The sequence below is a fragment of the Variovorax sp. CCNWLW225 genome (genome assembly GCF_037204045.1).
Taxonomy (GTDB): domain Bacteria; phylum Pseudomonadota; class Gammaproteobacteria; order Burkholderiales; family Burkholderiaceae_C; genus Variovorax.
This window is the reverse complement of the sequence record NZ_JBBCBV010000015.1, coordinates 26,945-46,654: the sequence shown is the minus strand read 5'-3', so window position 1 is coordinate 46,654 and position 19,710 is coordinate 26,945. Positions and strand designations below refer to the sequence as shown.

At 65.5% G+C, this 19,710-nt stretch carries 17 protein-coding genes; 2 read left to right on the top strand and 15 right to left on the bottom strand.

The features are described from left to right. Positions 1–5: 5 nt before the first annotated feature. The 10 genes from V9L20_RS21015 to V9L20_RS20970 form a co-directional block, all read right to left on the bottom strand. Positions 6–923 carry a dihydrodipicolinate synthase family protein gene (locus tag V9L20_RS21015; protein ID WP_337298075.1) on the bottom strand — a complete coding sequence of 306 codons (918 nt, stop codon included), beginning with the start codon at positions 921–923 and terminating at the stop codon, positions 6–8. A 6-nt stretch (positions 924–929) separates the two neighbouring features. Next, the gene (locus V9L20_RS21010) at positions 930–2,681 is read right to left on the bottom strand and encodes an IlvD/Edd family dehydratase (RefSeq protein WP_337298074.1); all 1,752 of its coding nucleotides are present in this window, start codon (positions 2,679–2,681) and stop codon (positions 930–932) included. A gap of 48 nt (positions 2,682–2,729) precedes the next feature. After that, positions 2,730–3,773, bottom strand: coding sequence for a galactofuranose ABC transporter, permease protein YjfF (gene yjfF / locus V9L20_RS21005; RefSeq protein WP_337298073.1), 1,044 nt, complete (start codon positions 3,771–3,773; stop codon positions 2,730–2,732). Continuing rightward, positions 3,770–4,804: an ABC transporter permease gene (locus tag V9L20_RS21000; RefSeq protein ID WP_337298072.1), complete on the bottom strand. Its 1,035-nt coding sequence runs from the start codon at positions 4,802–4,804 to the stop codon at positions 3,770–3,772. Before V9L20_RS21000 ends, yjfF begins: the two co-directional genes overlap by 4 nt. Positions 4,805–4,949: 145 nt before the next feature. Beyond that, positions 4,950–6,470: a sugar ABC transporter ATP-binding protein gene (locus V9L20_RS20995; protein ID WP_337298071.1), complete on the bottom strand. Its 1,521-nt coding sequence runs from the start codon at positions 6,468–6,470 to the stop codon at positions 4,950–4,952. Between the two features lie 4 nt (positions 6,471–6,474). After that, the gene (gene mmsB, locus V9L20_RS20990; protein ID WP_337298070.1) at positions 6,475–7,689 is read right to left on the bottom strand and encodes a multiple monosaccharide ABC transporter permease; all 1,215 of its coding nucleotides are present in this window, start codon (positions 7,687–7,689) and stop codon (positions 6,475–6,477) included. Continuing rightward, a complete protein-coding gene (gene mmsA / locus V9L20_RS20985) occupies positions 7,676–9,232 on the bottom strand; it encodes a multiple monosaccharide ABC transporter ATP-binding protein (RefSeq protein ID WP_337298069.1) in 1,557 nt (518 codons plus the stop codon). The genes mmsB and mmsA overlap by 14 nt, the downstream gene beginning before the upstream one ends. An 8-nt stretch (positions 9,233–9,240) precedes the next feature. Further along, positions 9,241–10,311 carry a multiple monosaccharide ABC transporter substrate-binding protein gene (gene chvE / locus V9L20_RS20980; protein ID WP_337298068.1) on the bottom strand — a complete coding sequence of 357 codons (1,071 nt, stop codon included), beginning with the start codon at positions 10,309–10,311 and terminating at the stop codon, positions 9,241–9,243. A gap of 12 nt (positions 10,312–10,323) precedes the next feature. Continuing rightward, a complete protein-coding gene (locus tag V9L20_RS20975; protein ID WP_337298067.1) occupies positions 10,324–11,289 on the bottom strand; it encodes an ABC transporter substrate-binding protein in 966 nt (321 codons plus the stop codon). A gap of 48 nt (positions 11,290–11,337) precedes the next feature. Further along, a complete protein-coding gene (locus V9L20_RS20970; protein ID WP_337298066.1) occupies positions 11,338–12,789 on the bottom strand; it encodes an aldehyde dehydrogenase family protein in 1,452 nt (483 codons plus the stop codon). A 138-nt stretch (positions 12,790–12,927) separates the two neighbouring features. Here V9L20_RS20970 and V9L20_RS20965 point away from each other — a divergent pair, with 138 nt between their 5' ends. Continuing rightward, positions 12,928–13,887 (top strand): LysR family transcriptional regulator, encoded by a 960-nt coding sequence (locus V9L20_RS20965; RefSeq protein ID WP_126745424.1) that lies wholly within the window; start codon positions 12,928–12,930, stop codon positions 13,885–13,887. Here V9L20_RS20965 and V9L20_RS20960 read toward each other — a convergent pair whose 3' ends face one another. After that, positions 13,888–14,694, bottom strand: a complete 807-nt coding sequence (locus V9L20_RS20960; RefSeq protein WP_337298065.1) for an SDR family NAD(P)-dependent oxidoreductase — start codon at positions 14,692–14,694, stop codon at positions 13,888–13,890. A 107-nt stretch (positions 14,695–14,801) separates the two neighbouring features. Here V9L20_RS20960 and V9L20_RS20955 point away from each other — a divergent pair, with 107 nt between their 5' ends. Then, on the top strand, positions 14,802–15,752 hold the full coding sequence (locus V9L20_RS20955) for an SMP-30/gluconolactonase/LRE family protein (RefSeq protein WP_337298064.1): 951 nt from the start codon (positions 14,802–14,804) through the stop codon (positions 15,750–15,752). Between the two features lie 4 nt (positions 15,753–15,756). On the opposite strand, the gene V9L20_RS20950 is transcribed toward V9L20_RS20955, so the two are convergent. Genes V9L20_RS20950 through V9L20_RS20935 form a run of 4 tightly spaced genes read right to left on the bottom strand, consistent with a single transcriptional unit; the run spans position 15,757 to position 19,679 of the window. After that, positions 15,757–16,824 carry an aldose epimerase family protein gene (locus V9L20_RS20950; RefSeq protein ID WP_337298063.1) on the bottom strand — a complete coding sequence of 356 codons (1,068 nt, stop codon included), beginning with the start codon at positions 16,822–16,824 and terminating at the stop codon, positions 15,757–15,759. Beyond that, positions 16,821–18,491: a Mur ligase gene (locus V9L20_RS20945; RefSeq protein ID WP_337298062.1), complete on the bottom strand. Its 1,671-nt coding sequence runs from the start codon at positions 18,489–18,491 to the stop codon at positions 16,821–16,823. Before V9L20_RS20945 ends, V9L20_RS20950 begins: the two co-directional genes overlap by 4 nt. Before the next feature lie 53 nt (positions 18,492–18,544). Beyond that, entirely contained in the window at positions 18,545–19,078 is a 534-nt protein-coding gene (locus tag V9L20_RS20940) for a GNAT family N-acetyltransferase (protein ID WP_337298061.1), read from the bottom strand. A gap of 13 nt (positions 19,079–19,091) precedes the next feature. After that, complete coding sequence (locus V9L20_RS20935; RefSeq protein ID WP_337298060.1) at positions 19,092–19,679, bottom strand: helix-turn-helix domain-containing protein; 588 nt, start codon at positions 19,677–19,679, stop codon at positions 19,092–19,094. Between the last annotated feature and the right edge of the window lie 31 nt (positions 19,680–19,710).

Genomic DNA, 19,710 nt, shown 5'->3' with positions numbered 1-19,710 from the left:
TCTCTTCAGCGCGCCCAGCGCAGCACCAGCGGATCGAGCCGTTTCGCGGTTTCGATCAGCCCTGCGCGCGTGTCCGGGTGCATTGCCGGCAAAGGATGCCGCGGTGCCTCGCAGGCAATCACGCCGCCTTCCTTCATGAGCGACTTGCAGGCCAGGAGGCCGGCTTGCCGGTTCTCGTAGTTGATGAGCGGCAGCCACTGCTGGTAAAGCGCAAAGGCCTTGTCGCGGTCGCCGGCGCGGTGCGCCTCGATGATCGGGCGAATGCCGTCCGGGTAGCCCCCGCCGGTCATTGAGCCCGTGGCGCCGGCATCCAGGTCGGGCATCAGCGTGATGGCCTCCTCGCCATCCCACGGGCCTTCGATGGCGTCGCCGCCAAGGCGGATCAGCTCGCGCAGCTTCGAGGCCGCGCCGGGCGTCTCGATCTTGAAGTACGCGACCTGCTCGATCTCCTTGGCCATGCGCGCGAGGAACGGCGCCGACAGCACCGTGCCGCTCGCCGGTGCGTCCTGGATCATGATCGGAATACTCACCGCATCCGACAGGCCGGCGTAGAACTCGAAGATCTGCGGCTCGGGCACGCGGAACGTGGCGCCGTGATAGGGAGGCATCACCATCAGCATGGCCGCGCCCATGTCCTGCGCGCGCCGGCTGCGCTCGGCGCACACCTTGGTGCTGTAGTGCGTGGTGGTCACGATCACCGGCACGCGGCCATTCACGTGCTCCAGCATCGTGCGCGTAAGCACCTCGCGCTCTTCGTCCGACAACACGAACTGTTCGGAAAAATTGGCCAGGATGCACAGGCCGTCGGAGCCGGCATCGATCATGAAATCGACGCAGCGCTTCTGGCTTTCGAGGTCGAGCGCGCCCTGTTCGGTGAAGGTGGTGGGCACCACCGGGAAGATGCCGCGGTATCTGGGAGTCATGATGGATCAGTGTGAGTGACGGGGAACGGCGGAGCCTCTGCAGCCCACCAGAAAGTCGAAGTCGCAGCCTTCATCGGCCTGCAGCACGTGGTTGACGTAGAGCTTCTGGTAGCCGCCGCCGCGCGTGCTCATGGGCTGTGCGTCCTTGCTCGAAAGCGATGCCAGGCGCGCCGCCAGCTCTTCGTCGCTGATGTCCAGGTGCAGCCGGCCTGCATCGCAATCGAGCTCGATCCAGTCGCCGTCGCGCACCGCCGCAAGCGGCCCGCCATCGGCCGCTTCGGGCGCGACGTGCAGCACCACCGTGCCGTAGGCCGTGCCGCTCATGCGCGCATCCGAAATGCGCACCATGTCCTTCACGCCCTGGCGCAACAGCTTGGGCGGCAGGCCCATGTTGCCGACCTCGGCCATGCCGGGGTAGCCCTTGGGGCCGCAGTTCTTCATCACCATTACGGAGCTGGCGTCGATCTCCAGGCTTTCATCGACGATGCGCTCCTTGTAGTGCTCGAGGTTCTCGAACACCACGGCCCGGCCGCGATGCTTCAGCAACTCTGGCGACGCTGCGGACGGCTTGAGCACCGCGCCGCGCGGCGAGAGATTGCCGCGCAGGATGCGAATGCCGCCGTCGGCGATCAACGGCTTGTCCAGCGGCCGGATCACCTCGTCGTCGAGGCTCGGCGCCTCGCGCACGTTGTCCCAGATCGACTGGCCGTTGACGGTGAGCGCGCCGGGGTGCGGCAGCAGGCCGGCTTCGCCAAGGCGCCGCAGCACCGCAGGCAGGCCGCCGGCGTAATAGAACTCTTCCATCAGGAAGCGGCCCGAGGGCATCAGGTCGACGATGGTCGGCGTGTTGCTGCCGATGCGCGTCCAGTCCTCCAGCTCGAGGTCGACGCCGATGCGCCCCGCAATGGCCTTCAGGTGAATCACCGCGTTGGTCGAACCGCCGATGGCCGCATTGACGCGAATCGCATTCTCGAAAGCCTCGCGCGTGAGAATCTTCGAGAGCGTGAGCCCTTCTTTCGCCATCTCGACCGCGCGCATGCCCGACATCTGCGCAAGCACATAGCGCCGCGCATCGACCGCCGGAATGGCCGCGTTGTGCGGCAGCGAAGTGCCCAGAGCTTCGGCCATGCAGGCCATGGTCGAGGCCGTGCCCATGGTGTTGCAGGTGCCCGCCGAGCGCGACATGCCGCCTTCGGCCGAAAGGAACTGGTGCAGGTTGATCTCACCGGCCTTCAGCGACTCGTGCAACTGCCACACGGCCGTGCCCGAGCCGATGTTCTTGCCTTCGAGCTTGCCATTGAGCATCGGCCCGCCCGTGACGACGATGGCGGGAATGTCGCAGCTTGCCGCACCCATCAGCAGTGCGGGCGTGGTCTTGTCGCAGCCCGTGAGCAGCACCACCGCATCGACCGGGTTGCCGCGAATGGCTTCTTCCACGTCCATGCTCGCAAGGTTGCGCGTGAGCATGGCGGTGGGCCGCAGGTTCGACTCACCGTTCGAGAACACCGGAAACTCGACCGGAAAGCCGCCCGCTTCCGAGATGCCGCGCTTCACGTGCTCGGCGATCTTGCGAAAGTGCGCGTTGCACGGCGTGAGCTCCGACCACGTGTTGCAGATGCCGATGATCGGCCGGCCGTCGAACTCGTGGTCCGGTATGCCCTGGTTCTTCATCCAGCTGCGGTACATGAAGCCGTTCTTGTCGGCCGAGCCGAACCATTCGGTCGAGCGAAGCTTCTTCTTGGGAGTTTGGTCCGGCATGCGGAAGTTTCCTGAAAGCGAAAGAAAAGAGAAAAAACAACGAACGCGTCAGCGCCGGGGCGCACGCGAAGTGAAGAAGCGCTGCAGCAGGCAGAACACGAAGAGCAGCGCACCCACCACGATGCGCGTCCACCATGAGCTCAACGTGCCGTCGAATGAAATCAGCGTTTGGATGATTCCGAGCATGAGCACGCCGAAGAGCGTGCCCGCCACATAGCCCACGCCGCCCGTGAGCAGCGTGCCGCCGATGACCACTGCCGCAATCGCATCGAGCTCCAGCCCCAGCGCGTGCAGGCCGTAGCCCGAGAGCATGTAGAAGGTGAAGATCACGCCCGCCAGCGCCGAGCAGAAGCCAGACAGCGTGTAGACGCCGATGAGCGTGGAGCGCACCGGCAGGCCCATCAGCATGGCCGACTGCTCGCTGCCGCCAATGGCGTACACCGCGCGGCCGAAAGGTGTGCAGTGCGCAATGAACACCGCGGCCAGCAGCACCACGACGGCGATCACCGCGCTGATCGACAGCGAAGCCTCGCCCCAGATGGGAATGCGGATCTGCGAGACCTCCGAATAGAACTCGTTGGTGATGCTGATCGAATCGATGCTGATCAGGTAGCAAAGGCCGCGTGCCAGGAACATGCCCGCGAGCGTGACGATGAAGGGCTGCAGCCTGAAGCGCTCGATGAGCAGGCCCATGAACGCGCCGAAGGCCGTGCCCATGGCCAGTACCAGCGGAATCACCACCATAGGGCTCCAGCCGTGCTTCTCGACCAGCGAGGCCGACACCATCGTGGTCAGCGCAATCACCGAGCCCACCGAAAGATCGATGCCGCCCGAAAGAATCACGAAGGTCATGCCCACGGCCACGACGATCAGGAAGGCGTTGTCGATCAGCAGGTTGAGGAACACCTGCGCCGAAAAGAAGCCGTCGTAGAACACCGAACCGAGCGTGGCCATCAGCATGAACAGCGAGATGGTCGCCGTGAGCGGCAAGTACTTCGGATTGAGCCCTGCCCTGCCCCCTCTCCCTCCTCCTCTCCCACTGGCGGGAGAGGGTTGGGGTGAGGGTGCAGCCGCCTCGATCACCGCGCTCATGCCCGTCCCCCTTCATGCGCCGGCCGCTGCACCAGCGACCGCACTTCTGCTCTGAACTCCGGCGACTGCAACAGCATCACCGCAAACACCACGACCGCCTTGACGACCAAATTGATCTCCGGCGGCACACCCAGCGAGTAGATGGCATAGGTCAGCGTCTGGATGATCAATGCGCCGATCACGCTACCCATGAGGCTGAAGCGCCCGCCGGTGAGCGCGGTGCCGCCTAGCGTCACGGCCAGGATGGCGTCGAGTTCCAGCAGCTGGCCCGCGTTGTTGCCGTCTGCGCTCTTGACGTTGGAGCTGATCAAGAGGCCCGCAATGCCCGCGCACACGCCACAGAACGCATACGCTCCAACGATGAGCCGCCGCGCCTGCACACCAGCCACGCGCGCCGCCGTCGGGTTGATGCCCACCGCCTGGATGAACAGGCCGAGCGCCGTGCGCGTGATGGCCAGGTACAGCAGCACGAACACCGCCGCCACGATGAACAGCGAGAACGGCAGGCCCAGCAGATAGCCGCTGCCCAGGAAGAAGAAGGGCTTGTAGTAGATCGTGATGATCTGCCCGTCGGCAATCAGCTGCGCAATGCCGCGCCCCGCCACCATGAGGATCAGCGTCGCGATGATCGGCTGCATGCCGACCTTGGCCACCAACAGGCCGTTCCACAGGCCGCACAGCAGCGCCACGCCAAGGGCGGCCAGGATGGCCAGCCACATCGGAAAGCGGCTCACGTCGCTGGCGACCGAGCCGCCGATCATCCAGGCCGCCACGGCCGCCGCAATGGCCACCACCGCGCCTACCGAAATGTCGATGCCGCGCGTGGCAATGACCAATGTCATTCCCAGCGACACCAGCACCAGCGGTGCCGCGCGATTCACGATGTCGATCAGGCTGCCGTAGAGATGGCCGTCGCGCCACTCGAGGTGCAGGAAGCTGGCGTTGAAGGCTGTGTTGACTGCGAGCAGGAGCAGCAGCGTGACGATGGGCCAGGCCAGGCGGTGGCGCATGAAGGTAGAGAGGCGCGTCATGTGTTCTGCCTTGCTCCTTCCCCTTCCGGGGGAAGGCTGGGATGGGGGCAGACGGCGCTCGCGAGCCAGCAGCATTCAATCGAAGGCCGCTGTGCCCCCACCCCTGCCCTCCCCCGGAAGGGGAGGGAGAAAGACAAAAGGGTGCTCATGCTGCTGCAATCATTTCGTAGACCTCGTCCTCGGTCGAACCGCCCGGCAGCTCGCCCACCTTCTTGCGATCGCGCAGCACCACGATGCGATGCGCCACGCGCACCACTTCGCTGATTTCGGACGAAATGAAGACCACCGCCATTCCCGCCCGCGCAAGCCGAAGGATCTCTTCCATGATTTCCTGCTTGGCCGCCACGTCGATGCCGCGCGTCGGCTCATCGAGGATCAGCAGGCGCGGCTCGGTTGCGAGCCAGCGCGCAATCATCGCCTTCTGCTGGTTGCCGCCCGAAAGCAGGCCAATGGGTGTTTCCACGCTCGCGGTCTTGATGCCCAGCGACGCGACGAAGCGCTCGGCCATCGCGGTCTGTTCGGCGTGCGGCAGAAAGCGCCGCGTGCCGAGCCGCGCCTGCAACGCGAGCGCAATGTTCTCGCGCACCGACAATTCCGCCACGATGCCGTCGGTCTTGCGCTCTTCGGGGCACAGCGCCAGCCCTTCGCGAACCGCGTCCGCCGGGTTCGAAAAGCTGACCGTCCGTCCGTCGATCTTCAGCACGCCGCGGTCGGGCGTCTCGAGCCCGAACAGCAGGCGCGCGAGCTCGGTGCGGCCGGCGCCCAGCAGGCCCGCAATGCCGACCACCTCACCGGCGCGCACGCGCAAATCGGTTGCCTGCAGCTGCCCTGTTTGTCCCAGGCCTTCTGCCTGAAGCAAGGCCGGCGCCGCTTCGTCGAAAGCCGGCAGCGCAGCGGGCCGGGCTGACTGGGCCGCGAGTTCCCGCCCCAGCATGGCGGCAATCAGCGCTTGCGGCCCCAGATCCGCGGCACGCCACTCACCCACCCAGTTGCCGTTGCGCAGCACCGTGATGCGGTCTGACACTGCATACATCTGGTTCAGAAAGTGCGTCACGAAGACGATGGCCAACCCTTCCCCGCGCAGGCGCCGCAGCACCTCGAACAGCTTTTCGACCTCGTCGTCGTCAAGGCTCGAAGTCGGCTCGTCGAGGATCAGCACCTTCGACGACACGCCCAGCGCACGCGCAATGGCCACCAGCTGCTGCACCGCCACCGAGTAGCTCGACAGCAGCCGGGTCACGTCGATGTCGAGCCCGATGCGCGCCAGCAGTTCAGCGGCACGCCGGTTGACGGCCGCCCAGTCGATTCGAAAGCCCTGCGCCGCGCCGCAGCGCGGATAGCGGCCCGCAAACACGTTCTCGGCCACCGAGAGGTTCGGGCACAGGTTGACCTCCTGGTAAACCGTGCTGATGCCCAGCTTCTGCGCTTCGAGCGGCGATGCGGGATGAATGGCTTGCCCGTCCAGCCGTATTTCCCCGGCGCTTGAAGGCAGCACGCCTGTCAGCACCTTGATCAGCGTCGACTTGCCCGCGCCGTTCTGCCCCATCAGCGCATGGATCTCGCCCGGATAGAGCCGCAGCTGTACGTCGCGCAGCACCGGAATGTCCCCGAACTGCTTGTGGATGCCCCGCAGTTCGAGCACGGGTGAAATGCCGCCGCCGGTCATGCGCTTACTTGTTCTTGTTGTAGACGTCGATGAACACCGCGGCCAGCAGCACCAGGCCCTTGATCACCTGCTGGTAGTCGATGCCGATGCCCAGGATCGACATGCCGTTGTTCATCACGCCCATGATGAACGCGCCGATCACCGCGCCCATCACGCGGCCCACGCCGCCCGAGGCCGAGGCCCCACCGATGAAGCAGGCCGCGATCACGTCGAGCTCGAAGCCCAGGCCGGCCTTGGGCGTGGCCGTGTTGAGCCGCGCCGCGAACACCAGGCCCGCGAGTGCGGCCAGCGCGCCCATGTTCACGAAGGTCAGGAACGCGAGGCGCTGCGTCTTCACGCCCGACAGCCGCGCCGCCTTTTCGTTGCCGCCCAGAGCGTAGATGCGCCGGCCGATGGTGGTGCGGTTGGTGACGAAGTCGTACACCACGATCAGCACCGCCATCACGATCAGCACATTGGGCAGGCCCTTGTAGGTCGACAACAGGTAGCTGAAGAACAGGATGATGGCCGCGAAAAACAGGTTCTTCACAAGGAAGAACACGTACGGCTCCGTTTCCATGCCGTGCGCCGCGAGCTTGGCGCGCCCACGCAGCTTGAAGAACACCAGCGCCGCGGCGGTCAGCGCGCCGACCACCAGCGAGGTGGTGCGCAATGTGTCGCCACCCAGCGGATCGGGAATGAAGCCCGAACTCAGCCGCTGGAACTCGACCGGAAACGGCCCGACCGACTGCCCCGCCAGCAACGCCAGCGTGAGCCCCTTGAACACCAGCATGCCCGCGAGCGTGACGATGAACGACGGGATCTTTCGGAATGCGACGAACCAGCCCTGCGCCGCGCCAATGACCGCGCCCGCCGCAATGCTGATGAGGGCCGTGGGGACGAAGTGCCATTCGTACTCGACCATCAGCACCGCCGCCAGCGCGCCGATGAAGCCGCAGACCGAGCCCACCGACAAGTCGATGTGCCCCGCCACGATCACCAGCAGCATGCCCAGCGCCATGATCACGACGTAGCTGTTCTGCAGCAGCAGGTTGGTCAGGTTCAGCGGCCGCAGCAGCGTGCCGTCGGTCAGCACCTGGAACAGCACCATGATCGCGACCAGCGAGATCAGCATGCCGTATTCGCGCAGGTTGTTCTTCAGGAAGCCGGCGTGCAGCTTCGGGGCAGCCTCTGCCGCGGGGATGGCGGCGTTCACCGCGTTGGCTTCAGGCTGCGACATGGACGGAACTCCCGGCGCTCACGATGGCGTGCATGATGCGTTCCTGCGAAGCCTCTGCCGCCGTAAATTCGGCCACGAAGCGGCCCTCGTTCATCACATAGATGCGGTCGCACATGCCTAGCAGCTCCGGCAGTTCGGAAGAAATCATGAGAATGCCTTTGCCCTCGCTCGCGAGCTGGTCGATGATGGTGTAGATCTCATATTTGGCGCCCACGTCGATGCCGCGCGTGGGCTCGTCGAGGATCAAAAGTTCGGGTTTGGTAAAGAGCCACTTGCTGAGCACCACCTTCTGCTGGTTGCCGCCCGACAGGTTGACCACCAGCTGCTCCACACCCGAAGAGCGGATGTTGAGGGCCTTGCGGTAGTCGCTGGCCACCTTGAATTCGCGCGCGTCGTCGATCACCATCGAACTCGACACCGCTTCCAGGTTGGCCAGGCTCACGTTCTTCTGGATGTTTTCTTCCAGCACCAGCCCCAGGCCCTTGCGGTCTTCGGTGACATAGGCAATGCCCTGGTCGATGGCCTTGCGCACCGTGCCCACATCGACCGGCTGGCCGTGCATCAGCACCGTGCCGCTGATGCGTTGGCCGTAGGACTTGCCGAACACGCTCATTGCGAGCTCTGTGCGCCCCGCGCCCATGAGGCCCGCAATGCCGACGATCTCGCCTTGGCGCACATGCAGGTTCACACCTTTGATCTGCTCGCGGTCGGCATGCAGCGCGTGGTGCACGCGCCAGTCGCGCACTTCGAACACGGTGTTGCCGATCTTCGGATGGCGCTGCGGATAGCGGTGCGCCATGTCGCGGCCGACCATGCCGCGAATGATGCGGTCCTCGCTGATCGGCTGGTTGCGGCAATCCATTGTTTCCACCGTGGCGCCGTCGCGCAGCACGGTGATCGAGTCGGCCACCTTGGCAATCTCGTTGAGCTTGTGCGAGATGAGAATCGACGCGATGCCCTGCCGCTTCAACTCGAGCAGCAGCATCAGCAAGGCTTCGCTGTCGTTCTCGTTGAGGCTGGCGGTGGGCTCGTCCAGAATCAGCAGCTTCACTTCCTTGGCCAGGGCCTTGGCAATCTCGACCAGCTGCTGCTTGCCCACGCCCAGGTCGGTCACCAGCGTGGTGGGCGGCTCTTTCAGGCCCACCTTGGCAAGCAGCTCGCGCGTCTTTCCGTAGGCGGCAAACCAGTCGATCACGCCGCCGCGCGTAATTTCGTTGCCGAGAAAGATGTTCTCGGCAATGGACAGCAGCGGCACCAGCGCGAGCTCCTGGTGAATGATGATGATGCCGAGCTTCTCGCTGTCTGCAATGCTCTTGAAGCGGCGCAGCTCGCCCTCGAAGTGGATCTCCCCGGTGTACGAGTCGCACGGGTAGACGCCGCTCAGCACCTTCATGAGCGTCGACTTGCCCGCGCCGTTCTCGCCGACCACCGCATGGATCTCGCCCGCGCGCACCGCCAGGTTGACATTGCTCAGCGCCTTCACGCCGGGAAACGTCTTGGTGATGCCGCGCATCTCGAGGATGCTGCGCGAGTCTGCTTCCATGCCGCTTCTCACTTGACCTGGCTTTCCTTGTAGTAGCCGCTGTCGACCAGCACCTGCTTCCAGTTGCCCCCGTCCACGCTCACGGGCTTGAGCAGGTAAGAAGGCACCACCTTCACGCCGTTGTTGTAGGTCTTGGTGTCGTTCACTTCAGGCGTCTTGCCCGAGAGCATCGCGTCGACCATGGCCACCGTCACCTTCGCCAGTTCGCGCGTGTCCTTGAACACGGTCGAGGTCTGCTCCTTGCGCAGGATCGACTTGACCGAAGGAATCTCCGCGTCCTGGCCGGAGACGACGGGCATCGGCTGCGAAGCCGAGCCGTAGCCCACGCCCTTGAGCGACGACAGAATGCCGATCGACAAGCCGTCGTACGGCGACAGCACCGCATCGACACGGTCCTTGGTGTAATAGGCCGACAGCAGGTTGTCCATGCGCGCCTGCGCCACCGCGCCGTCCCAGCGCAGCGTGCCGACCTTTTCCATGCCCATCTGCTTGCTGCGCACCACCAGCTTGCCGCTCTTGATGTACGGGTCCAGCACCGACATGGCGCCGTTGTAGAAGAAGAAGGCGTTGTTGTCGTCCGGCGAGCCGCCGAACAGCTCGATGTTGAACGGGCCCTTGCCGCTCTTCAGCCCGAGCGCCGCCTCGATCGACTGCGCCTGCAGTACGCCGACCTGGAAGTTGTCGAAGGTGGCGTAGTAGTCGACGTTCTTCGAGCCCTTGATGAGCCGGTCGTACGCAATGACCTTCACGCCCTTGTCGGCCGCTTTCTGCAGCACGTCGGACAGCGTGGAGCCGTCGATGGCCGCAATCACCAGCACCTTCGAGCCCTTGGTGACCATGTTCTCGATCTGCGCGAGCTGGTTCGGAATGTCGTCGTCGGCGTACTGTAGGTCGGTCTTGTAGCCCTTTTCCTTGAAGTACTTGACCATGTTGGCGCCGTCGGCGATCCAGCGGGCTGACGACTTCGTGGGCATCGAGATGGCGATCGGGCCCTTGTCCTGCGCATGCGCGAGCGGTGCGATGCCGGCCATGGCCAGCGCGATGCCTGCGAGCGAGGCCTTGAGGAAGTTGCGTTTCATGGGAATAGGCTCTCAGTACTTGCGATTGGGAAACTCTTTCGCGGCCACTTCCATGGGGAAGATGCCTTCTTCGGTCACGATGCGCTTGGGCAGCGCCTTGCCGGCCTTGATGTCTTTCACGGCGCTCATCAGCTGGGGGCCGAGCAGCGGGCTGCATTCGACCGACACATTGAGCTTGCCGGCGATCATGGCTTCGAAGGCGCCCTTGACGGCATCGATGGAGATGATCGTGATGTCCTTGGCCGGCTTCAGGCCTGCTTCCTCGATGGCCTGGATGGCGCCGATGGCCATGTCGTCGTTGTGTGCGTACAGCACGTTGATCTTCTTGCCCTCGGCCTTCAGGAAGGCTTCCATCACTTCCTTGCCCTTGGCGCGCGTGAAGTCGCCGGTCTGCGAACGCACGATCTTGAACTTCGGGTCGGCCTTGATGATTTCTTCAAAACCCTTCTTGCGGTCGATGGCCGGTGCCGAGCCCACGGTGCCCTGCAGCTCGACGATGTTCACCTCGCCCTTCTGGTCCTTCATTTTCTCGACCAGCCAGCGGCCGGCCTTGCGGCCTTCCTCGACGAAATCGGAGCCCATGAAGGTGACGTAGAGCGAGTCGTCCTTGGTGTTCACGGCGCGGTCGGTCAGCACCACCGGAATCTTCGCGGCCTTGGCTTCGCGCAGCACCGTTTCCCAGCCCGATTCGACCACCGGCGAGAAGGCGATGACGTCCACCTTCTGGGCAATGAACGAGCGGATCGCCTTGATCTGGTTTTCCTGCTTCTGCTGCGCGTCGGAGAACTTGAGCTCGATGCCCGCTTCCTTGGCGGAAGACTTGATCGACTCGGTATTGGCGGTGCGCCATTCGCTCTCGGCACCAACCTGGCTGAAGCCCAGCACGATTTTTTTCTGCGCCAGTGCCGTGGCAGGCAGAAGCCCGCCGAGCGAAGCTGCGGCGAGCGCGATATTGAGGGTGCGGCGATTGAGTTTCATGGCTTGTCTCCTTCTTTCTAAGTGCTTGTTGAAAACCGTCCGTGGTGGTCAGGCCCGCATGAAGCCGGTCTTGACCGTCGTGTAGAACTCCGCGGCGTGGCGCCCTTGTTCGCGCGGCCCGTAGCCCGACCCCTTGCGGCCGCCGAAGGGCACGTGGAAGTCCACCCCCGCGGTCGGCAGATTGACCATCGTCATGCCCACTTCGGCATGGCGCCTGAAATGCATCGCGTGCTTGAGCGAGTTGGTGCAAATACCCGCGCTGAGGCCCGAGGGCGTGTCGTTGCACAGCGCCAGCGCCTCGTCGTAGTCGGCGGCGCGCAGCACGCAGGCCACCGGGCCGAAGATTTCCTCGCGCGCAATGCGGTGCTCGGGCCTGGCCAGAAAGAGCGCCGGGCTCATGTAGTGGCCGGCCGTGGCGCGCTTGAGCGGCGCGCCGCCCCACACATGCTCGGCGCCCTCTTCTTTAGCAATCTCGACCCAGGCCAGGCTGCGCGCGAGCCGCTCTTCGTCGACCAGGGGCCCGATGTCCACGCCGCGCTCCAGCGCATGGCCGATCTTCAGCGTCTTGAGCCGCTGGTGCAGCCGCGCAACGAAGACGTCGTGCACGGCGGCCTCGACGATGAGCCGGCTCGACGCCGTGCAGCGCTGTCCGTTGGAGAAGTAGGCGCCCTGCACCGCGCAATCGACCGCGTGATCGATGTCGGCATCGGCCAGCACCACGAGCGCGTTCTTGCCGCCCATCTCGAGCTGCACCTTGGCGCGCCGCGCGGCAGCGGCCTGGAGAATGCGCTCGCCGTTGCGCGCCGAGCCGGTGAAGCTCACCGCATCGACCAGCGGGCTGTCGACCAGCGCCTGCCCGGCCTCGCGACCGCTGCCCATCACCAGGTTGAAAACGCCCGCCGGCAATGCGGCGCGGCTGATGATTTCGGCCAGCGTCCAGCCGCAGGCCGGTACCAGCTCGGCCGGCTTGAACACCACGCTGTTGCCATGCGCCAGCGCAGGCGCAATCTTGGTGGCGGGCACCGCCAGCGGCGAGTTCCACGGCGTGATGAGCCCGGCCACGCCCACCGGCTCACGCGTGACGTCGACCTGCACGCCGGCGCGCAGCGAGGCCATGTTTTCGCCGCCGCCGCGCATCGCCTCGCCCGCGAAGAACTTGAAGGTCTGGCCGGCGCGCGTGGCTTCGGCCACCGCTTCGGGCAAGGTCTTGCCGACCTCGCGCGCCAGCAGCAGACCGAGTTCGTCCCGGCGCGCCAAGAGTTCGGTGCCGATGCGGTCGAGCACGTCGGCCCTGCGTTGCGGGGTGCTGTGGCTCCAGTGCGGAAAGGCGTCGGCAGCCGCGCGAATCGCGAACTCGACCTGCCGGCGATCGGCGCGCGCGTATTCGGCCACCACTTCGCTGGTGTCCGAAGGATTGGCGCTCACACCCGTGGTCGCGCTGGTTTCCCAGCGGCCATTGATGTACTGCCGCACGCTCTGATGAAGCTCGCCGTGGATCACCGCGCTTCTTGCCTCTCGTTTTCTTGAAGTGCCGCGAGTCTAGAAACAGAATTGATATCAATCCAATCATTTTTTCGACAAAATGCATATCAATCGCTGGATTCTGGAAAACCCGGCAGCCCAAAGTTTCAATAACAAATGACCAACTACAACCACTGGTTCATCCGCGCCCGCCTCAAGACGCGGCAGCTGCTTTTGCTGGTGGCGCTGGCGGAGGAAGGCAACATCCACCGCGCGGCGCAGGTGCTCAACATGACCCAGCCCGCGGCCTCCAAGCTGCTGAAAGACCTGGAAGACGTGCTGGAGGTGCCGCTGTTCGACCGGCTGCCGCGCGGCATGCGCCCCACCTGGTACGGCGAAACCATGATCCGCCACGCCCGCGTGGCGCTGGCCAGCCTGAACCAGGCGCACGACGAGCTCACCGCGCTCAAGGCGGGCCGCTTCGGCCAGGTGGGCGTGGGCGCCATCACCGCGCCGGGCCTCACGCTGATGCCGCCCGCGGTGGCCATGGTGAAGCGCGAACAGCCCGACCTGCGCGTGTCGCTCGAGATCGAGACCAGCGCGGTGCTGATCGACCGGCTCGAGCAAGGCAAGCTCGACATCCTGGTGGCACGGCTGTTCGCCGAGCACGACAAGTCGCAACTGCGCTACGAGGCGCTGGCCGAGGAGCCGGTGTGCGCACTGGTGCGCCCCGGCCATCCGCTGCTGGGCATGAGCAGCCTCACGCTGCGCGACGTGGTGGGCGCCGGCTGGATCGTGCCGCCCGCGGGCAGCGTGCTGCGCCACCGCTTCGAGCTGATGTTCCAGGAGGAAGGCCTTTCACCGCCGGGCAACATCATCGAGAGCTCGGCCCTGCTCTTCATCACGCGCATGCTGCAGCAAAGCGACATGGTCGCCGTGCTCGCCAGCGACGTGGCGCGCTACTACGCGGCGCACGGCATCGTTTCGCTGCTGCCGCTGGACATGCCCTGCCACATGGACGCCTTCGGCATCATCACGCGCACCGACCGGCTGCTCTCGCCCGCGGCCAAGGTGATGATGAAGGCGCTGAAGACCGCGAGCTTCAGCGTCTACGGCCGCAAGCTCGAAATGGACTGATCAGGTCCAGCCCGCGTCCACCGTGAACTCCTGCGCGGTGCACATCTTCGCGTCGTCCGACGCGAGGAACAGCACCATGCGCGCGATGTCCTCGGGCATGAGCTTGTCGGGCAGGCACTGGTTGCGCTTGAGCGCCTGCTCGCCCTCGTCGTCCAGCCACAGCTGAACCTGCCGCTCCGTCATCACCCAGCCCGGCGACACGGTGTTGATGCGGATGCGGTCCTTGCCCAGATCCACCGCCAGGCCGCGCGTGAGGCCGTTGACCGACGACTTGGCAATGGCATAGCAGGGGTAGCCCGAGCCCTTGGTCTGCCAGCCCGTCGAGCCCAGGTTGACCACCGAGCCGAAGCCCAGCCGCCGCATGCCCGGCACCACCGACTGAATGGCGAACAGCGCGGGCCGCTCGTTGATGGCCATGCGGTTGTCGTAGTAGTCGGGCGTGACCGATTCCAGCGTGTGGCGGTCATCGCTTGCCACGTTGTTGACCAGCACGGCAAAGTCGCCCAGTTCGGCGGCCGCATCGGCAATGGCCTTCTGCATGGCGCCGATGTCGCGCACGTCGCAGGCGCGCCACCACGGCGCCGCATGGCCTTCGTCGGCGATCCGTTGCGCCAGCGCCGCACTGGCGCCTTCGGCAATGTCGATGAACGCCACGCGCGCGCCCTGCGCGGCAAAGGCGGCAACAATGGCCGCGCCAATACCGCTGCCGCCGCCCGTGACAAACACGGCGCGCCCCTTCAGGCTGGGGTGAATCGATAACTTCTGGGAATCCGTCAAGGTGTGTGTCTCCGGGCTTGGCTGTGACATTGCAAAATCAATATCAGTTAATGCCATAAACTTTGATTTCTATTATCAATATGCCTTGATACGATCCGCCGCGTCAAGGACCCGAGACAACGAAGGCACAAAAACAAATGACCCAGAACGGCAGCACATCCACGCCCGCACCCCTCGGCGCGCCAACCATCCTCGGCCAGCCCGAATGCCTGTGGCCGGCGGAGGCCACGCTCGGCGAGGGCACGCTGTGGTCGCCGCGCGAACGGGCGCTCTACTGGATCGACATCCTCGGATGCCGCCTGTACCGCTACGACCCGCAAATCGGCGCGCGCCACAGCTGGCAGTTCGACGAAGAGATCACCGCACTGGCCGAGCGCGCGGGCGCGCCGGGGCTGATCGTCACCATGCGCCGCGGCTTCGCCTTCTTCGACCCGGCAGTCGATGTGCCGCCGCGCTACCTGCACCAGCCCGAAACCGACCGGCCCGGCAACCGCTTCAACGACGGCAAGTGCGACAGCAAGGGCCGCTTCTGGGGCGGCACGATGGACTTCGATTGCGTGGCGCCGACGGGTGCGCTCTATCGCTTCGACGCCGACAGCCGCTGCACGCGCCACGACGACGGCTTTGCGGTCACCAACGGGCCGACCTGGTCGCTCGACGAACGCACGATGTATTTCAACGCCACCGTCGAAGGCTGCGTCTATGCGTATGACTTCGACAGCGAAGCCGGCACGGTGAGCAACAAGCGGGTGTGGCTGCGCTTTGCCGAGGGCGACGGCCTGCCCGACGGCATGACGACCGACGCGGCCGGCCGGTTGTGGATTGCGCGCTGGGGCGGGCACTGCGTGAGTTGCCATGACCCGGTGAGCGGCGCCGAACTGTGCCGCATCGCGCTGCCCGCAAGCAACGTGACGGACTGCGCCTTTGGCGGCGACGACATGTGCACGCTCTACATCACCACCGCGCGCAGCGGGCTCACGGCCGAGCAGCTCGAAGCGGAGCCGCTGGCCGGCGCGCTGTTCTCGGTTCGCATCGGGAGCCCCGGCCTGCCGGCCGCGGAGTTCGGCGCCGCTGCGGTCAACGGCTAGCTATTCAAGCAACGCCGAAGCGGTGCAGCGTGCTGCTGCTGAACGTTTCTCCGGGCCGGAGCACTGTCGAAGGAAAGCTTGGCTGGTTCGGCGAATCGGGGTAGTGCTGCGTTTCCAGGCACAGGCCCGCGCCCTGGTTGAAGCTTTCCCCGTCGCGGCCGCGAATGCTGCCGTCGAGGAAGTTGCCCGAATAGAACTGCACTGCCGGCTCGGTCGTCAGCACCTCCATCACACGGCCTGAAGGCTCGTGCTCGAGGCGTGCCGCCAGCGCCGAGCCGGCCGGCTCGCGGTCGAGCACCCAGTTGTGGTCGTAGCCGCCCGCCACGCGCAACTGCTCGTGCGGCTCGCCCATGCGCGCACCGATCTGTGTGGGCATGCGAAAGTCGAAGGGCGTTCCGTCGACCGGCGCAAGGCCGAGCGGAATCAGGCCCGCATCCACAGGGCAGAAGCGGCTCGCCGGAATGGTCAGCCGGTGGTCCCGCACGGCGCCGCCGCCCGCCAGGTTGAAGTAGTCGTGGTGGCTCAGGTTCAACACCGTGGCCCGGTCGGCCAAGGCGCGGTAGTCGATGCGCCATGTGTTGTCGGTGGTGCCGAGCACGTAGCGCACGTTCACCTGCACCTCGCCCGGAAAGCCCTCTTCTCCATCCGCACTGGTGTAGCGCAGTTCGATGGCCACTTCATCCAATGCGGCATCGGCAGGCACTTCTTCAATTTGCCAGAAGCGCGTGCCGAAGCCCTTGTGCCCGCCATGCAGCGAGTTGGCGCCGTTGTTCACCGCGACTTGATGCGCAACGCCGTCGAGCGTGAAGCGACCGCGCGCGATGCGGTTGGCATAGCGGCCGACGATGGTGCCGAAGTGCGGATGCGGCTTCAGGTAGTCCTCGAGCGTGGGCAGGCCGAGCACGATGTTGCCGCTCTGCCCTTCGCGATCGGGCACATGCAGCGCCGTGACGATGCCGCCGAGATTGATGGCGCTGAGGCTGAGGCCCCGGCCGTTGTCGAGGGTGTATTCGGTCACGGCACGGCCGTCGGGCATGCGGCCGAACTCGCGCGAGGTGATGCTGCTGTTCATCGGCGGTGCTTCCAGTAGGCGACAAGGCCCGAAAGATAGTGCTCCACGTCGTCGATGCGAACGCGGTAGCTGTGGTGCTTGATAAAGAACGAACCCGCCACGCGGTCGGGGTTCCGGAAAAACATGGCGAGCTCGGGCCAGAAATAGCCATTGGCCAGGTAGCGCGCACGATGCTCGAGCGCGCGGTCGAACTTGTCGCGGTCGAGCCCTTCGAGCAGCGGACGCAGCGCGGGGTCGGCATCGAGCCGCGCCACCATTTCGCGCGCGGCCATCATCAGTTCGAGCAGCGTGGGAAAGGTGGTGATGCGCTGCAGAACGAAGTCCAGGTAGTCGGCCACGTTCTGCAGGCCGAACTGGTAGTAGCGCGTTTCGGGCCTGTAGCGCGTGAGCTCGTTGACGCAGTAGCTCAGCCAGTGGTCGTGCGCACGCCAATGCTCCGCGGCAATGAAATGCTCGAAGGCTTTCTCGACGACGGCGAGCCAGCGCGGATCGCGCGTGAGTCCATAGAGCCGCATCAGGCCGAAGGCGGCCTCCCCGTCGTAGTAGATGATTCGGAACGCATCCTTCACGTCGAGCCCGGGGTAGTTGAGCACGTGAACAAAACGCCCGCTGGCCGGGTCTTGCATGGCCTGGATGCCGAGCGCGAGCTGCTCCATCAGCGGCTGGTACTGCGCATCGCCGGTGAGTTCGGTGTACTTGACGAAGGCCAGCAGGCACACCGCGTTGCCGCCGAGCTTGATCTCGTCGCCGACGTCCAGCAGGTAGGCGGCACGGGTGCCGTCGGGCAGGTCGACCTGGCGGATGAGGCGGTTCTTCAAGAAGGCCATCGAACGGTCGATGGCCGCCTTCTGCATATCGCTGCGGGTCAGCTCCCAGGCCTCGAGCAGTGCATAGGTCGAGCTGGCATGGCGCAGGGTGTTGTAGGTCGGAATCGCGCGATCGAAGCACGGGAACCAGCCGTAGTGGAACTCGCCCGTCGGCTTGACCTGCCCCGCGAGATAGTCGCTCGCGTTGTCCACGAGCCGGCGCACCTGGCTGGCGTTCCACTCGGGCAGCGTTCGATAGCCCGCCGCCTGTCCTTTGGCCGTGAGGGGCCATGCGCCCTCGGCATCCACATAGGCGCCCCGGGTGGTGAAGCACCACACCGGCGCAGCATCGTCCGATGGAAACCCGATGTCGGTTCCGAAGCGCCGCTGTCCGTGCAGGCGCAGGTTGCCCGGGTTGGGCTCCGCATGCTCCACGGTGCCGCTGTAGAAGATGGCGCTGCCGTTGATCTCCGGTGCGAGCAGCGCCACTTCGAATTCCGCATCGAAGGACACGCCCTGGTTGAAGTAGTTGCGCTTGGTGCGCGACAGGCGGGCCTTCAGCTCACCCCAGGTCAGGGGCTCGACCCGGTCGGCAAGCTCCACGCGCATGCGGCGTGGCTGCAAGCCGATGCGCTCGATGAGTGCAAGCGCCGCATCGCAGGCCCTTTGCCAGGCTTCTTCGGCGGTGGCGCCGCGCCCCACCGTCACGCGCGCGCGGCTCGCACCGTCGCCCATCGCGATGAACACGACACAACCGGCCTCGGGCGTGGCGGCGGCGCCCGGCAAGGTGCCATCGGGTGCCGCCAGGACCTGCCTGGCGCGGTTCAACAGATCCGTGGGGAGAGTCGTTTCTTGGGTCATGCAGCCGCGAATGATGACAGGCCGCTCGTGCCCCGCGCAACGAGCCAGTCGCGCTAGCCCAACGCCCGGTAGAAATAAGTGGTGTCGCAGGGCTCGCCGCCCGGCAGCAGTGCATAGCCCGGAATCACGCCGACGCGCGTCCAGCCCATGCGGGCATAAAGGCGCTCGGCCTCGGGGCTCGAGGTGTCGAGCACGAGCAAGGTCTTTCGGTGTTCGCGCGCAAGCTGCTCGGCGGCCTGCATCAGCAGCGCGCCGATGCCCTGGCGCCTGGCCCGCCGATGCACGAGCATCTTCGACACCTCGGCGCGATGCGGCTGGTTCTCAGGTTGATCGAGCACGAGCTGCACGGTTCCGACGATGCCTTGCGCATCTTCGGCCACCAGCAGCGCGCGCTCGCCGCGGGCCACGCCTTCGCCCACGCGTTGCCAGAAGGCGAGTGCGCGATCGCGCGAGAGCGGCAGTATGAAGCTCACGGATGCACCGCCCTCCACGCAGTCGATAAGCACATCGGCAAGCTGCCAGATGTGCGCGTCGTTGACGCTGGTAAGAGCGCGAATGCTCGGCGCGAGTGTTGCCGTATCTGTCATCTCATCTCCACGATCATCTTGAAGCAAAGGGCGGGGTCGCGATCACGACGGCGTAGCGCGCGATCTTGCGGGTCGGGTTGTAGTAGCTCATGGGGCGGTCGAGCACCAGCGCCAGGCAGTCGCCCGCGTCGAGCCGGTGGCGTTCGTCGCCGAGCGTGACTTCGATGGTTCCTTCGAGCATCCACACCTGCTGATGCACCTGCGGTTCCCGAGCGGCGGTTTCGTAGGCCACGCGGGCCTTGGGCGGAAACAGCACCTCGACGATGTGGATGGGCGATGAGGTGCCGGCGGGCGACACGTTGCGGCGCACATAGCCGGAATGCGGATCGCGCCACTGCGGCTGGTCGTCCAGCCGCGACACCGGCCCGGCCTCGGGCTGGGGCGCCTCGAACAACGAGGCCAGCGGAACACCGAGGCCGGTGGCCAATTTTTCGAGCAGCACCGCCGTCGGGCTGCTTTCGCCGCGCTCGATGAGCGAGATCATCGAGCGGCTCACGCCGCAGTGCACAGCCAGCGCGTCGAGCGAAAGGCCGCGCGCGGCGCGCAGGTCTCGCACGCGCTGCGCGATGCGTTCATTCAGGCTGGATGATTCGATTTCCATGATGTCGGAGGAATATCCAACATGATGGAAA